Genomic DNA, 14,904 nt, shown 5'->3' with positions numbered 1-14,904 from the left:
GGAACGGCGAGTCATGTCGAATGCGCAGGAAACATGCCTTGAACTCAAGGATGTGAGCAAATTCTATCCGGGTGTTAAGGCCCTAGATGGCGTGAGCTTTTCTGTCCTCGCCGGTGAGGTACACGGACTTGTCGGCGAAAATGGCGCCGGCAAGTCCACCCTGATGGGAGTCGCCTCTGGCGCTACGTTGGCAGAGGAGGGGCGTGTGTCCCTTCTCGGTCAGGATGTGGCGGGCAACCCGGAGCTTTGCCGCAAACTCGGTTTGACCATCGTGCGGCAGGAGCCGCACCTCTTGCCCGACCTGACTGTTGCCGAGAACATCTTTCTGGCCTTGCCGCAGGATGCACGGCCCCCGGTCCGAAAAATGCGTGACTTCGCACGGGACGCAATCGCGTCATGGAGCGAGCATTGCGACATCGATGTGGATACGCGGATCGAAACGCTCAATCCAGAAAAGCGGTTCATCGTTGAGATCGTCAAGGCGCTGTCCGGCGACGTTCGCGTGCTGGTTCTGGATGAACCGACGGAGCATCTTGTCGCCGAAGACGTGGCGCTGCTGTTCGAAAAAATCCGTGCGCTTGCCGCGTCGGGCTGCGCGATTGTTTATATCTCGCACCGGATCAAAGAGGTTCAGGCCATCGCCGATCGCCTGACGATCCTGCGCGATGGCCAGACGATTGACACCTGCGACGCCAATGGGCTGTCTGAGGCGGATATCATTGAAAAGATTGTCGGAATGCCTCTGGACGAGGAATTTCCGGCCAAGGTCGACATCGAGGTTGACGCGCCACACGTGCTGGACGTTCAGGGGTTGACTGGTCGTGGGTTTCATGACGTATCGATGTTCGTACGGCAGGGCGAAATCGTCGGGCTTGCCGGGATCGATGCAAACGGACAACGCGAATTCCTGCGGGCGCTTGCCGGTCTGAACGCGCCGTCGGGTGGTCAGGTCGTCATTGGCGGCAAGAAGGTGTCAGTTTCATCGCCGAAAGCCGCGCTGCGCGCCGGGTTTTCTTTCCTGCCCGATGACCGGTTGCGCGAAGGCATGGCGCCAACCCTGTCCGTGCGCGAGAATTTTTCGATCCGGTCGATTGGCCAGAACGCAGCGGGTCCGATCCTGCATTCGCAGCGGGAAGTCGAACGGGCGCAAGAGGCGATCCGGGCGTATTCCGTCAAGACGCCCGACGTTGAAACGCTGATCGGGAACCTGTCTGGCGGCAATCAGCAGAAAGTCATTCTGGCGAGCGTCATCGCGCGCAGACCTTCGGTCCTTTTGGTCGATGAGCCGACGCAGGGTGTGGATGTGGGAGCCAGATCCGAAATCTACGGCATTCTGAGGCAGATCGCGGCCTCGGGCGTCGCGGTCATCGTGCTGTCTTCGGATTCAAGCGAACTTGCCGGTCTGTGTGACCGGGTGAACGTGTTCTCGCGCGGGATGATCCTTGAGCGTTTGGACGGCGAGGGACTGAGCGACAATGCGATCACCGGCGCGATCCTGCGCGCCACGAGCGAACGCAAGCGGAGCGAAAAACGGGTGTCGCCTCTCGTGCACTGGGCGGCTGGCGACTGGGCTCCGGCTGCGATTGTCGGTGTCGCGATCCTTTTGCTGGGAATCGTGGCCGTATCGATCAATCCGACCTACCTGACCCCGCGCGGACTTGCGGCGATGATGACGCTGGTCGCGACGCTGGCGTTCGTATCGTACGGGCAGCAGATGCTGATGCTTGTCGGCGGCATCGATCTGTCCGTCGGTCCGCTGATGGGTCTGGTTGGCGTCGTCGGATCGTTCTTCTTGTTTGATGATGCGTCTACCGCGATGCAGATGCTTGGATGGGGCGCAATCCTTGCGACCGCCGTCGGCGTCGGCGTCTTGAACTTCGCCCTGACCGATATCGTAAGGCTACATCCGCTGATCGCGACTTTGTCAACCTATTTGGGGTTGCAGGCCGTATCGCTTCTGCTGCGACCGATGCCGGGCGGCATGACGGATTTCGATATTCTCGACGGGATCGCAGCACGCGTCTGGTTCATTCCGATCGGTTTTCTGGTGGCCGTTGCGTTGGGTCTGCTGCTGGAACGCATCTCCAAAGGAGCGCCGACCGGGCTTCGGCTACGCGCACATGGATCGGCGCCCGAAGTGGCGCGGGTCATGGGCGTGTCTCCGCGCGCCATGCGGCTGCTGGCCTATGTCGGCTGTTCCATGCTTGCGGGCATCGCGGGGATCACCTTGATCGCGCAGGTCGGGATCGGCGACGCGCGGGCCGGGCTTGGCTACACCCTGTCCTCGATCGCGGCGGCTGTTATCGGTGGTGCGTCGCTGTTTGGCGGGCGGGGGTCATTTTTCGGCGCGTTCCTGGGCGCGGTGCTGATCGTGCAGGTCAATCAGGTCGCATCGTTTATCAGGCTCGACAGCGCGTGGAGTTCTTACCTCCTTGGCGTCATGATCCTGGCCTCGGTCGCGCTTTATTCGTTCAGCCGGAAGAGGGTGTTGGCGTCATGATGTCGGATGCGCGGAATACTGAAAACATGCCTGCAGCGACTTCGGGTTCGAGGACCCGACACCGGTCCTTTAAGGTCGGTGATTTCGGGTGGATTTGGATCGCGACGGTGGCGCTGTTTTTGGTGTCGCTGGTCATTGCACCCGGCACCATGCGCCCCACCTCACTTATGGCGATGCTGCCCTTCGCGTCCCTATTGGCCATTGTCGCGATCGGGCAAACCGTCGTTATTCAGTTGCGCGGGTTGGACATGTCGGTGGTAGCGCTTGTGGCCCTCGGAGGCGTCATGGCGGCTCGGTTCGGTGCCGATTTAGGCATGGACGGTCTTGGTGTGGCGGTCACGCTGCTGGCGGCCCTTGTTCTTGGGGCGTTCAACGGCGTCCTCGTGTCGCGTATCAACATTATGCCGATTGTCGCGACGCTTGCCTCCAATGCCATTTTCCTTGGTCTGGTCCGGATGATTTCCGGGAACCGGGTCAGCGTGACGCCACCGGGGATCGAGGCGTTCGCGTCGAGCAAGCTGCTCGGTCTGCCCGCGACACTTTGGGTCGCCGTGGCTTTTATCGCTGTCGTCGCGTTTGTCATGAACCGCACGAGGCTTGGTCGCGAATATCGGTTTGTCGGCGCCGCGCCGCGTATGGCGCTGGCCGCCGGGATCAATGTGAATGCGTACATCATCGGGACCTATGCCTTTGCGAGCGCCTGTTTCGCCGTCACGGGTATCCTGCTGTCCGGCGTGATTGGCTCGGCCTCGCATATCGCCGGGCCCGAATACCTGCTGCCGGGGATCGCCGCTGTGGTGGTCGGGGGCACAGCTTTCGGCGGTGGCACGGGGAGCGTTCTGGCAAGCGCGGTCGCAGCGCTCTTCATGGTCCAGCTTGGCCAGCTTGTTCTGGCCATGGGGGCCGGCACGGCAGGGCAGTTGTTGGTTCAGGCGGTTGCAGTCGTTGTGGCCACCGCGCTTCGGAATTTCGACGATATTCTTCGCCTTCTTAAACGCAACCCACGACTGGCGGCAGGCGCAAGCGTCGCTGCCAGCAAGCAAGATTTGGAAAAAGGGACGACGCAGTCCTGACACCGATACGATCGGTGAGAATTAAAAAGGGAGTGAGACATGACACGAGAGGCACAAGGACTTAACGGTCTCGAACTAGACGTGGCCGTTATCGGCGCGGGGTTTGCCGGGCTGTATGCACTGAAGAAGGTGCGCGACGATCTTGACCTCAACGCGCAGGCCTTCGACGACGCTGGCGGCGTGGGCGGTACCTGGTACTGGAACCGTTACCCCGGCTGCCGCGTCGACACGGAAGCGCATGTTTATCAGTACTCGTTCGATGAAACCCTGATGAAGGAATGGGAGTGGAGCGAACGGTATCCGCTTCAGCCTGAAGTGCTGTCCTATATGAACGCGGTTGCGGACAAGCACGATCTGAAACGGTCTATCAATTTCTCAACCCGCATCGTGAAAGCGGAATGGATCGAAGACTTGGCCAAGTGGGAGTTAACAACAGCCGGTGGCCAGACCTTCCGCGCGAAATTCGTGATCGAGGGCGTGGGGCTTTTGTCCTCTACCAAAGTCCCCTCTTTTCCGGGCGAAGCCGACTTCAAGGGCATCGTTCACCACGCCGCCCGTTGGCCCGACGACGCAGACCTCTCCGGCAAGCGGGTGGCCGTGATCGGCACCGGCTCGACTGGGACGCAGATGATCGTAGAGCTTTCCAAAAGTGTGGACGAGCTTTTTGTCCTGCAACGGACGCCACAATACGTCGTGCCCCTTGGCTGTGGCCCGTTCCCCGAACACGAACGCGCCCGGATCAAGGAAGACCCGGCTGCCTTCCGGGACTGGCAACTGGATACGGCTGCCGTCTTTGGGTTTAAGGAAGCCACCATCTCGGCGCATGACGTAACGGCAGAAGAGCGCGAGCGCGTGTTCGAAGACGCCTGGCAAAACGGCAACGGCTTTGCCTTCATGTTGAACACGTTCTCGGACATCATCGTGGATGAAGCCGCCAACAAGGCCGCCACCGATTTCGTGCGCAAGAAGATCTCCGAGATCGTCGACGATCCCGAGACCGCGGAAAAGCTGATGCCGAGCGATTTCTATGCCAAACGGCCGCTCGCGACAGACGACTATTACGAGACCTTCAACAAGGACAACGTCACCCTTGTCGACGTGAAGGAAGATCGGATCGACCGGATTTTGGCGGAGGGTCTCAAGCTCCAGTCGGGCCGCGTGATCGAGGTCGATGTGATCATCTACGCCACCGGGTTTGACGCCATAACCGGCAATTACCTGAAGATCGACACGACGGGACGCGACGGGCTTGCCCTGGCGGACAAGTGGAAAGACCACCCGACCGCAATGATGGGCCTGTGCATTTCCGGGTTTCCGAACATGTTCATGATCTTTGGACCGTTTAGCCCTTTCACGAGCCAGCCGCTGGTACACGAATGGCAGGTGAACTGGATCGCCGGAGCCATCAAGGAAACGCTGGACCGCGGCGCTGGAAGTTTCGAGGTCACGCAGAAGGCCGAGGATGAGTGGGTCAAAGCGTGTGACGAAGTTGCAGCCATGACGCTTTTCTCCAAAACCGATAGCTGGATCAACGGCTCCAACGTCGAAGGCAAGTCGCGCCAGAACTATTTCTACATGGCAGGCATGGCCCAATACATGAGCGACGTGAAGGATATTACCGATGCGGGCTACAAAGGCTTCGCGTTTGGCGAAGAACCCGGCACGAATGCAGAGTCTGCGACGCGCCCGACAAGCGTCGCGAATTCTTAGGGCAATAGGGGAGGAACATCATGGCAGCGCCACTGAAAAAGGATCAGAATGCCGGCTGGTATCGGTTCAGCATCGGGGCTTTCGAAGGCACGGTTATCTGGGACGGCTGGATTCATCACAGCTATGAAGGGATCTATCCGAACGCCGATGCGCAAGAAATGGACCGGCTCAAGGCGCAATACCTTCTTCCTGCCGATTACATCCCGATGGACCTGAATCCGGTGCTCATGAACACGGGCGACAAGGTGTACGTGATCGACGCCGGGATGGGACGTTCGATTGACTGGTTCGGCGACATGATGGGCCGGATGGTCGAAAACCTGAGGGCCTCGGGCTATGCGCCGGAAGATGTCGACGCGGTTCTGATGACGCACCTTCACCCGGACCATGCCTGTGGCCTGATCAATCCCGACGGCACGGCGGTCTTTCCAAACGCCGATCTCTATGTCTGCGAGACGGATTGGGAAGAGTGGACCAACGAGGACAACCTCAAAGAGACCAATACGCATCTCGGGCCGTGGACGCAGGTGGCGCTGGACGCGGTCGCGCCCTATCGGGATCGGCTGAAGCTGTTCAAGATGGGGGACGAGATCGCGCCGGGTATCACGACCTTCTCGGTCGCAGGTCATGCGTTGGGTCAGACGGCTTTCCTGTTCGAAAGCGACGGGGAGAAGATGGTGTTCACGGGCGATCTGGCACACCACGAGGTCTACGACCCGCACCATCCGGAATGGTACTTCCACATGGATTACGATTCCGACCCCGATATGGGGGCGAAAGCGAAGGCAGACATTTTCGACAAGGTCGTCGCGGAGGACATCACCTTTCACGGCTATCACTTTGCGTTTCCGGGCGTCGGAACGATCGTGGATGCCAAAGACGGGACCTATCGTTTCGTCCCGCAACCGGTGACGCCGCGCGATCCCTGAAACGGGATCGGCGGACGCTCGATCCACGTCTGGGCGTGGTGGACCGGCTTTGTCCGGTCCAACCGGGCGAATTCACATGCGACATTTCCGGATGCCGCCGCGGGCGCCGGGCGAGGGAGGTATTATCATGACCGGAACCGATCTTTTCGGACCAGCGAAGCTGGGCGCTTTCGACCTGCAAAACCGGGTTGCCATGGCGCCAATGACGCGGCACCGCGCGCTCGATGGTGGGTGGACGCCCGCAGATTATGCGCCGGACTATTATGGTGCTCGCAGCTCGGCTGGGCTGATCATTACGGAGGCCACCCAATGCAGCGCGGGCGCGGCAGGGTATCCCCGCACGCCGGGGCTGTGGTGTGACCGTCACCTCGATGTCTGGACCAAGGTTGTCGCCGCCATTCAGGCAGGCGGGGCCAAGGCGGTTCTTCAGGTCTGGCATTGCGGGCGTATCTCGCATCCAGACAATCTTCCCACTGGGCATGACGTCATCGGGCCGTCGCCGGTTGCGGCCGACGCGTTCAATATCTCTGACAAACAGGGCGGCGTGCAGGTCCAGATGCCGGTTCCCATGGAAATGTCGGAGGCCGCCATCGAACAGGTGATCGCCGAATATGCTCAATGCGCGCGCTATGCGAAGGCGGCCGGATTTGACGGGTTGGAGATACATGCCGCGAACGGGTACCTGTTGGAACAATTCGCCTCGTCCAACACCAATCTTCGCACCGACGCGTGGGGCGGGTCGGTCGAAAACAGGCTCAGGTTGCAAGATCGCGTAATCGCGGTGGTGGCAGAGGTTTTCGGCCATGATCGCGTCGGCATTCGGTTTTCGCCTTTCGGCACGTTCAACGACATCCATGACGACGATCCTCTCGGCATCTACATCGCCAAGTTAAAACATGCCGAGCGCAGCGGTGTGGGCTATGTCCACGTGATACGCCCGAGCGTGTCCGGTAACGTCGACAGCGACGCTCCGATGCCAAAGGCAGATGTCGTGGCAATTGCGCGCGAGTATTTCTCGGGCCTCCTGATCGCGGCGGGCCAATTCGACCGTGCCGAGTCCGAGGCGGAACTGGCGGCAGGGAAGTGCGACATCATCGCCTTCGGACGGCCATTTCTCGCCAACCCTGACCTCGTCGAGCGCCTGAAATCAGGAGCGCCGCTCAAACAGCCACGTACTGAATTAATTTATGCTGGTGGGCGCGAAGGCTATGTCGATGACATCGCAGCAGTTTGAAGGCTGTACGTCGACGCGTTAGAGATGCCAGGCGAAGACAAGTTTCTGGATCGTTTTGCATTGTTTTGTGCGCGGCGCCACACCACGAGGATTCTGCCTGAACTCATCCGGCGCAATGGGCTTCATTTTCGGAGTTTGTAGGTTGACAGCGCTTTTGTTGTCGCTCAATCGGTTTTTTTGTCAGCGTCCATGAAGCTGGATCGCTCACGATATCAAGCGGCATCAGGGTCTTCTTTGAACTATCCGAGATTCGGTTGTGCGGTTGGGCGCATGTGCGAACAGAATGTCGACATAACCACAGACGTCGTTCATGCCAGCTCCTTTGGGCAGGTGAGGTCGGCCACGGGGCCGTCGGTGTGAAGCGGGGCGCCGGTCAGCGCCCGGAGGTCGTCGAGAGAGAGCGCGGGGATCTTCTCGCGTAGGATGAAGCGCCCGTCCGCCACGTCGATGACGGCGAGCGAGGTATAGACGCGGGTCACGCAGCCAACCCCGGTGAGGGGCAGGGTGCAGGCTTCGACCAGCTTGGACGCCCCGGTCTTGGTCACGTGGTCGGTGAGCACCGCGATGCGTTTGGCGGACTGTACCAGGTCCATCGCGCCGCCCACGGCCGGGATGCCGCCCTTGCCGGTCGACCAGTTCNCGCGCACCATCGCGAAGCTTTCGGCCTGGTCGAAAAAGGACGTGCCGGGCTTCAGGGTGATCGCCTTCTTGCCGGCGTTGATCAGGTCCCAATCCTCGTCCCCGGGCTCCGGCGCGCGGCCGAAATCCAGCACGCCGTTCTCGGAGTGGAAGNTCGATGTCCTGCGCGGCGCGCCAGGCGATCTGGGCGTTGGAAAGCTTGATGTCGGCGATGTCGGTCATGGATAGACGGCCTCCGCCCGGTTCAGTGCTTCTTCCTGCGCGGGATCGGAGATCTCGACCACATGGTCGACGTAGATGCCGGGTGTTACGACATGCTCGGGCGCGATCCCGCCCAGGGGGACGATCCGCGTCACTTGAGCGATGGTCGTGGCGGCGGCCGTCGCCATCAGCGGATTGAAGTTCCGCGCGGCCATCCGGTAGGTCAGGTTCCCGTGTGGATCGCCGAGCTCGCCCTTGATCAGCGCGAAATCCGCCTTGAGCCAACGCTCCTGCACGTAGGAGCGTNTCCTGCCGGCCTTGTAGCGTTCCACGAAAACCGTCGGGTCGGCGGAGCGGGGGAAGGAACAGATCAGCTTGTCGACGCGGCCCTGCTCGATCAGCGCGGCGAGCCCCACGTGGCCGTTGCCGGCGTTGTTGTTGATCACCGTCAGGTGGCGCGCGCCCTGGTCGATCAGCGCGTGGATCAGCTCGATGGGAGAACCGGCACCGCCGAAGCCCCCGATCATCACCGTCGCGCCGTCCGCAATGCCCGCGACCGCCTCGGCGGTGCTCGGGGTGGTCTTGTCCATGTCCGCTCCTCCTTCAGCCCTTGGGATAGAGGCGCGGGCCGGGGCTTGCCAGCGGTTTCGTTCGCAGCTTGACCTTTGTTCAATTGGCGGCTTTTCCTGTGCGCATGGTGAACAAACCGGCTGAGTTAAATGGATCGGCGGCACTGTTGGAAATGGATATAACACGCCCATTACACAATCTTTATTGTGCGGCAGGCTTTTTCGAAGTCTCGCCTACGCAAATTCGGCGTAGTTACGTCTGATCTTAGCTTGCTTACCCCGGGCCAAAGCAGCCAACGCTTCCAGTTCTGATCCGTAATTCACGGTCAACGACTGGCCACCGGAAGATCCTATCCGGCCCCACCGGTGCGTGAGGGTCCATTCTTCAAATAGCGTCCGGCTCACTTCCAGGACGTAGAAGCGCGCCTGGTTGCGGCTGGGATCGACTTTCTGGAGGCACACGACCATACGCGGCAACTCCCCATATGCGCGCGCATCGGGTGTGCTGGCGCGCGCTCCGCATAGGGTCAGTGTCGCACAGACTGGCTGTCGGACAAGCCACAACGCGACTTGCAAGTTGCAGGCTTTGTGCCCGCTCTTGGTCAGCTCACGATCTTGGTCTGGAAGAAGGTTGGGATCTCCTCCCCCGCCTCCGTCTCGTATTGGCCCGCCCCAACGGCGTTGATCTTCGTAACCGAGAAACCACCGAAGGTGCGACGGGGGACCTCTGTGAGGTCAAGGAGGCGGGTGTCTCCATCTTGAATGACCGCCACAACGCGCGCGTCTCCAACGGGCTCGGGGATAACGAAGGAGATGGATGATCCATCTTTCGCTTGCGGTAGGACCGCGACTACCCCGAACTGCTCGCCGTTCCAATTCACATGCAAATGTGGCGTGCCCTCCGCTTCTGCGTCCGGGAAAGTAACGCGGCCGCCGTTGACCTCCACCATGCCCGCGACAAGGAGCACGACCCCGTGCGCGCGCTCAGGCGTAGGCGGCGCGGCTTCCCCATGATCGACGGGGCGCCGCCCCATGGCGAGCCATAGCTCATCAACCATTAGCACACGGGCCAATGCCCGCATGTTATCCTCTCTCGGGCGCGACACGCCGTTCACCCATTTGTGGACCGTATTCACACTAACCTTGACGCCGGCTTTCTTCTCAAGCGCACGTTTAAGCCAAGTGAGTCTGCCATGAGACGTCGGTGGCGCTTCTGGGAAAGCTTCGAGTGCTTGCGCGAGTCTTCGTCCGAACTGTTCTGTCGTTTCCTGAACCATGTCGCCCTCCACACATAACAGCGCCCGTGAAGCTTCACCTTTTAGGAGAAGAGATACACATCCTCAATGAAAAAAGAAGGCCGGTGCAAAGGGCCTATCTCCCTCGCCGGAAACGCCTGGTGGCGCCCCGAAAAACGGTCAAGGCTGTCGCCCGCAGGAAGAACATCCTGCGGGCAGCGAGAGCTTGCGCCACATGCTTCTGCAGGTCAGTGCAAGGTAGGTTCGCGTCCCTCTCTCGCTCCCAAGTCGTGACCGAGCTCGTCGGGTTCCTACACCTGGGGCGGCGTGCTCGGCGTTTCTGGCAATCCGTCTGGGAACACGACGTGGAAGTCCAGATTGTCACGGCCGGGGGCCCAGTTCACGAGAAAGCTCCCAAAAATCCCACGGTCAAGGTCCGTGCGAATGTCTGCGTGGGACTCGACCCGAAATTGCGCAACCAGCTCTTTCAAGAACTGCTGCCGCTCGAGCTGCAAGGCTTCTTCATCGTCGGTGGCAAGAAACGATTCGACCAAGGCATCGGCCTGACAAGGGGTCAGCTCGAAGTAAAAATAAGGGCCGTCGGTGTCGTCTGTCGAAGTCGTCGGCACAGCAGAGCCCGTCGTATCCCGTTCGACTATGATATCTGCCCATCTCTCGGCAGGGGACGCCTCAGAAGCCCGGCGGGCTTTTTCTGCCACGCGAGCGAAGTGCGCGTGCTGCTTCGTGTTTTCTTCGACTGCGTGGGTGAGTCTGCTTATAGCCTCAAGCTGCTCTGCAATGAGGTCCTCTAGCGCCATGTCCGTCATTCTGGTTCCTTTCTGGTTTCTGTAGGTCTTCGAGGTGCCAGCCGGGCGCCTGACGCTACTTCACATCCCTCAGGGACCTCCGCTTGTCTGGTGGCCGCCTCCCTCTGACGCGCACCGGGGACCTCGCAGGTCCTGGCAAACAGGTCGGCCTGACGATTGGCGTGCGGGTCTTTGGGCATCGTAGGGGCACCTCCGTGTGTTTGGTGTGTGAGCGGCGAATCTGCCGTTGCTCCACTTTCTTACCGGCTAAGTTTTCATCTTTCAAGTGAAAATATTTATGTACCTGAGTGAGAGATGTTGATACGCAAATGGGGCCCATCTGAAGGGAGAAGAGACATGCAACCCAAAGTCGCCCTGACGACCGACACCGACGCGCGAAGCAATTCCAGCACTCGCGCCGCGGTCTACTCCACCAAAGGAGAATTTGCTCTGCCGGCCTCTCAATGCAGTCGCACGGTGGTGCGGGGACAGGTTGGCCGGGAAAGCCGTTCTGGCAGCCCGAAGACGCATCTGGAACGCGGGCGCGACCGCGTTGAGTGCATTCGTTCATCGTTGCTCGACCTCAACCTTGCAGCGTGAGCGCGTTTCTTCAGCCCTGATCTTGGAGGCCCGCGCCACTGCAACGGGCATTGGTTCGGGGGGCTTGGCGCTCACAATATCAGCCTGGGCTCGTAAGGCCCGCCGCATCACGCAGAAACACGAGACTGGAGAGACTAAATGGCGAACCTGGAAATCCACAGCCCGGAAAAGGTCAAACCTCGGGTCAAACTCAACGTCGCCCATGGCACGCACCGTGGCGAGTGCAAGAACGAAGTCTGGCCGGACTCCAAGCTTTACTGGGTGCTCAAAAACCCCATGGTCGATGACCGCTCGTTCGGCTCCTACAAAAAGATGGACGTAGATCAGAAGGCCAACGTGAAGGCGTCCTCGGGCTACTACAAATTCGGGCACTACGAACGCGGTGTTCGCAAGATCACGCATCTGAAGAACATCTCGGCTATTGCCTTCGATCTCGACAACGTGAGCCACGAACAGATTGCGTTCATCATCAACGGCGAGGCCGAGATTAACAAGTTTCGGTATTTCGCACACACCACTCGGTCGCACTCGCCCGATAGCCCGCGCTGGCGGATCATTGTGCCGCTTGCAGAACCGGTCGGGCTTGAGGAGGCGCACGCGATTGCCCGCTCCCTTGCCCTCATGCTGGCCGACGATCCGGAAGAGGCCATCGAAATCCCTGATCGGGTCTCTTTTCGTAACAACCAGATCGCCTATAGGCCCGCACATTGTCGGGATCAGGAATACCTCGTCCACTTCAGCGACGGCGAAGTCCTCGACGGCATGGATTTCTTGGACGCGCAGAACGTGGATTGGACGGACCATTACAACCTGCCCAAGCAACGGGGAGAGACGTCTGCCGGGCTGCCCGATCCGAACGTGAAGATGGAGGATCCGCGCGAAAAGCCGGGTTGGATCGGGGCCTTCTGCCGGACCTACTCCATCTCCGCGGCCATCGATGCCTTCCTGCCCGACGTCTACGTCGAAGGCGAAGCGGGGACGGACGAAGCTCGCTACACCTACACCGCAGGCTCCGCGTCGAACGGTGCAGTCGTCTACGACGGCGACACGTTCATTTACTCGAACCATAGCACCGACCCGCTTCAGGGGGCCGCGAACGCGTGGGACATGGTCCGTCTGCACAAGTACGGGCACCTCGACGCGGAAGCACACGGCAACACCGCGATCGGCAATCTGCCGTCCTCAAAGAAAATGATGGAACTCGCCGAATCGATCCCGGCTGTTGCGAAAGAAGTCACCGCCCCGTTGATCGACCAGTTCGTGGACTACAATGAAGATGACTTCGAGGACGACGACGAGGATGAGAAACCGGAGGAGGAAAGAACCGTTCACGACGAGACGGCGCGGCACCTCGCTGACATGTTCGATGATCTGCCGGACGACGACGGTGACGACCCGGATGAGCCGGACGCCGGGGACGAGGAGGAAGACGTCGAGGAGGACGACCCGGATGCTTGGCAGACTCGTTTCTTGCGCAAAGGCGGGAGCCCGACTGGCGAGATCAAGCAAGTAGCGCATAATATCTCCCTTATCTGCCAGAACGATAGCCGGATCACGCAGGCTATCGCCTATAACGAGTTCACCTTTGACCCGGTGTGCTTGATTGGGCTGCGCTCCAAGGGGTTGCACCTGCCGTCCACGCCCGTCCGCAAGAGCCAGCGCGCCTATGGGCGGCGTTGGGAGGACTCGGATGATCAGTCGATTCTGCTCATGTGCTCGGCGCCCAAAAGCGAAGGCGGCTACGAGGTCGATTTTTCCAAGCAGAACATCGAAGCTGCTGTGATCGCGGGGGCGAAGCGCAACACGATCCACCCGGTCAAAGAGAAGATCAAGGCACTGCATCGGAAGTGGCTCAAGAAGGGACAGCCGACTGGGCTCCTCGACCGGCTTCCGCAGGAGTTCCTGGGTTGCCCGGATGATGAGTTCCATCGCGAGTCCTCGGCGATGTTCTGCATCGCTGCGATTGCCCGCATTTTCGAACCGGGCTGCAAGTTCGACCAAATGGCTATCATCGAAGGGCCGACTGGCTCTGGGAAGTCCACATTCTGGTCCTACCTCTTTCTCGGCTTCATTGACGAGTTGAAGTGCGACCTGCACCAGACCGACCGGGTGATCGAGCAACTGCGTGGCCGTTGGGCCGTCGAGATGGCCGAAATGACTGCTGCGAAGAAAGCGGACTCCAACACGCTCAAGATGCAGCTCTCCTCCTCGTCGGACACGCACCGGCTCGCCTACGCCAAGCGCGAAGCGACTTTCGATCGGCAATCGGTGTTCGTGGGTACGTCAAACGAGTCCGACTATCTTACGGATCCCACTTCGACTCGGCGGTATTGGGTCTGGAGGACCGAGAAGAGCGAGAAGGATCAAATTGACCGGGACCACCTCAAGGACAGCTTGTGGATGATCTGGGGCGAAGCCTACCAGCGGTACATTGACTGGCGGGACAAGCAGCCCAAGGGCGAACTCCACCTCGACCTGCACTCGAAAGAAGCGACGCAGATTCGCGACGAGATTGCGTTTGGCAGTCGCAAGCTGACCCCTGCCGAGATCATGGCTGGACGGATTGGCGAACTCCTCGATGAGCCGGCGGCCGCATCCGAATGGGTCCACATTGACGACGACCTGTTTGACCAGTGCGACAATGACCATACGCCTATGGTCTGGAACATGATTTCGGCCGATATGGTGTTCGAGAAGTATTCCAGCGACCCGGTACTCGGCGGCTTTCGCGATGCCAACGCAATGACCTACGGCAAGGCGATGCAAAAATTCCTGCCGGGCTGGACCTACGACGATAGGCAGCTTCGGCGGCATGGCCTAAAAAAACGGTGGTATACGCGGGACGACGGCCCGGGAGCTGGCACCTCGGAGGAGCCCGGCCCGTTGACTGTACCGGCGCATAGTGTGCGCCTGCCCGGCGAGGAACCTGAAAACGACAAATCCGAACGAGAGCTCGATCTCGAGGAGTTCGATTTTGGGCTGGACGACCCGTAGCCAACGACCGCGGTGAGAACCGTGTAAGCACATTACGCTCCTCCCAGTGAAACCGCGCCGTTGCCCTACGCCTGGGCGTGAGACGCAGAAAGCCGCACGGCGTACATGTCAGAAAGGATATGACGTCGCGTCTCGCCGAGCGCGGGCGCGACGCCACCTGGGGCTATGGGTCCGGACGACCCGCGCGGACTCTTCAACGAGGACGAGGGTGCTAGCGTCGTGACCCCGATTACCTTCGCAAGCTATGGAACTCGGTTCGTTTGAAGTGCGGCTTCGGCCAGCAATGCCCCTTGAAGTCATTAGAAGACCGCTGGCCGGTGACCTAGGCTCCAGACTCGTTAATTTTCAAAGCCAGAAGATGACAGTTGCGGCGAGTGCGACGGCGGACAGAAAGACCTTCGGGCACCTGTCGTA

Annotated in this window: 11 protein-coding genes and 1 pseudogene; 7 read left to right on the top strand and 5 right to left on the bottom strand. The window is 60.2% G+C overall.

Features of this window, described 5'->3' with window-relative positions:
• The first annotated feature begins 13 nt into the window (after positions 1-13).
• The 5 genes from GQE99_RS10320 (at position 14) to GQE99_RS10300 (ending at position 7,446) form a co-directional block, all read left to right on the top strand.
• The gene (locus GQE99_RS10320) at positions 14-2,500 is read left to right on the top strand and encodes an ATP-binding cassette domain-containing protein (RefSeq protein WP_161351537.1); all 2,487 of its coding nucleotides are present in this window, start codon (positions 14-16) and stop codon (positions 2,498-2,500) included.
• Positions 2,497-3,573 (top strand): ABC transporter permease, encoded by a 1,077-nt coding sequence (locus GQE99_RS10315; protein ID WP_235917190.1) that lies wholly within the window; start codon positions 2,497-2,499, stop codon positions 3,571-3,573. Before GQE99_RS10320 ends, GQE99_RS10315 begins: the two co-directional genes overlap by 4 nt.
• Positions 3,574-3,612: 39 nt before the next feature.
• Positions 3,613-5,283 carry a flavin-containing monooxygenase gene (locus tag GQE99_RS10310; RefSeq protein WP_161351536.1) on the top strand — a complete coding sequence of 557 codons (1,671 nt, stop codon included), beginning with the start codon at positions 3,613-3,615 and terminating at the stop codon, positions 5,281-5,283.
• A 20-nt stretch (positions 5,284-5,303) separates the two neighbouring features.
• Positions 5,304-6,212, top strand: coding sequence for an MBL fold metallo-hydrolase (locus tag GQE99_RS10305; RefSeq protein WP_161351535.1), 909 nt, complete (start codon positions 5,304-5,306; stop codon positions 6,210-6,212).
• Positions 6,213-6,339: 127 nt separating this feature from the next.
• Positions 6,340-7,446 (top strand): alkene reductase, encoded by a 1,107-nt coding sequence (locus tag GQE99_RS10300; RefSeq protein ID WP_161351534.1) that lies wholly within the window; start codon positions 6,340-6,342, stop codon positions 7,444-7,446.
• Positions 7,447-7,754: 308 nt separating this feature from the next.
• Here the strand turns inward: GQE99_RS10300 and GQE99_RS10295 are convergent.
• From GQE99_RS10295 to GQE99_RS10275, 5 genes and pseudogenes are all read right to left on the bottom strand, one after another.
• Positions 7,755-8,307 (bottom strand): annotated as a pseudogene (locus tag GQE99_RS10295) (CoA-transferase).
• Positions 8,304-8,876 (bottom strand): 3-oxoacid CoA-transferase subunit A, encoded by a 573-nt coding sequence (locus GQE99_RS10290; protein WP_161351533.1) that lies wholly within the window; start codon positions 8,874-8,876, stop codon positions 8,304-8,306. The pseudogene GQE99_RS10295 and the gene GQE99_RS10290 overlap by 4 nt, the downstream one beginning before the upstream one ends.
• A gap of 213 nt (positions 8,877-9,089) precedes the next feature.
• Entirely contained in the window at positions 9,090-9,323 is a 234-nt protein-coding gene (locus tag GQE99_RS21970; protein WP_161351532.1) for a WGR domain-containing protein, read from the bottom strand.
• Between the two features lie 134 nt (positions 9,324-9,457).
• A complete protein-coding gene (locus GQE99_RS10280) occupies positions 9,458-10,132 on the bottom strand; it encodes a helix-turn-helix domain-containing protein (RefSeq protein WP_161351531.1) in 675 nt (224 codons plus the stop codon).
• A gap of 269 nt (positions 10,133-10,401) precedes the next feature.
• Complete coding sequence (locus GQE99_RS10275; protein ID WP_161351530.1) at positions 10,402-10,917, bottom strand: hypothetical protein; 516 nt, start codon at positions 10,915-10,917, stop codon at positions 10,402-10,404.
• A 336-nt stretch (positions 10,918-11,253) separates the two neighbouring features.
• Between GQE99_RS10275 and GQE99_RS10270 the strand changes: the two genes are divergently transcribed.
• The gene (locus GQE99_RS10270; RefSeq protein WP_161351529.1) at positions 11,254-11,496 is read left to right on the top strand and encodes a hypothetical protein; all 243 of its coding nucleotides are present in this window, start codon (positions 11,254-11,256) and stop codon (positions 11,494-11,496) included.
• A gap of 138 nt (positions 11,497-11,634) precedes the next feature.
• Entirely contained in the window at positions 11,635-14,490 is a 2,856-nt protein-coding gene (locus GQE99_RS10265; protein WP_161351528.1) for a VapE domain-containing protein, read from the top strand.
• The last annotated feature ends 414 nt before the right edge of the window (positions 14,491-14,904 follow it).

The sequence above is a fragment of the Maritimibacter harenae genome (assembly GCF_009882975.1).
Taxonomy (GTDB): Bacteria; Pseudomonadota; Alphaproteobacteria; order Rhodobacterales; family Rhodobacteraceae; genus Maritimibacter; species Maritimibacter harenae.
The sequence above is the reverse complement of the archived record's forward strand: the minus strand, read 5'-3'. Positions and strand labels throughout refer to the sequence as shown.